Origin of the sequence: Polaribacter sp. BAL334, assembly GCF_015767435.1 — a bacterium.
Lineage (GTDB): Bacteria > Bacteroidota > Bacteroidia > Flavobacteriales > Flavobacteriaceae > Polaribacter.
This window is the reverse complement of record NZ_JADWOV010000022.1, coordinates 1-624: the sequence shown is the minus strand read 5'-3', so window position 1 is coordinate 624 and position 624 is coordinate 1. Positions and strand designations below refer to the sequence as shown.

The 624-nt window shown below is 28.7% G+C and carries 1 protein-coding gene; it reads right to left on the bottom strand.

Annotated elements, in window-relative coordinates; genetic code table 11:
• Positions 1–439 (bottom strand): hypothetical protein (locus IU405_RS00120; protein WP_197436646.1); only part of this gene is annotated, 439 nt, incomplete at its 3' end.
• Positions 440–624 lie beyond the last annotated feature (185 nt).

Sequence of the window (624 nt, the reverse complement as noted above, 5' to 3'; positions counted from 1 at the left end):
GTGATATTTCTTTCTTATAGTTATTAAATCTAGAAAATACATCTAGCCTCAGGTCTCCATTATCTCCAATTAAAGAGCCAAAAAAACGAAGAATATCTCTCTCCACTAGTCTCTCCATAAATGTGCAATTTTTGTAAACACATTTAAAAACCATGGAATTAAATTCGTTATCGTTCCAAGATCTGAATTTTGTGTAATTTTTTGTTTCAATCATTACTCCACCAGACAAGATAATTGTTAGGTATTTTATATATTCTTTTTCTATTTGTATCGCTCGGTCTGAGACATTATATTGATAATACCTTTTTAAATTAATGACCTCATTAAAAAAATCTTCAAAATAATACCCCATTAATACCTCGTTCACTTCTTTTTCTTTTTTTGATTTTGAAAAATTTAAAAATACCATATAAATATTTAGTTTTAGTTTATCACCCAATAATTTCCACTACAGCATAAGACCTTATATCTATATAAAATCCCTCGTATTTGACTCAGCTTTTGAGCGAGAGAGTCTGAAAATATTTCACTTGTCTTTATCCACGGTTTATATTTTTTGCAATGCAATATCCAAAGGAGATGAAATTCGCATCTGTTTATCTTCAAACTAAAGTTGACTTTTGC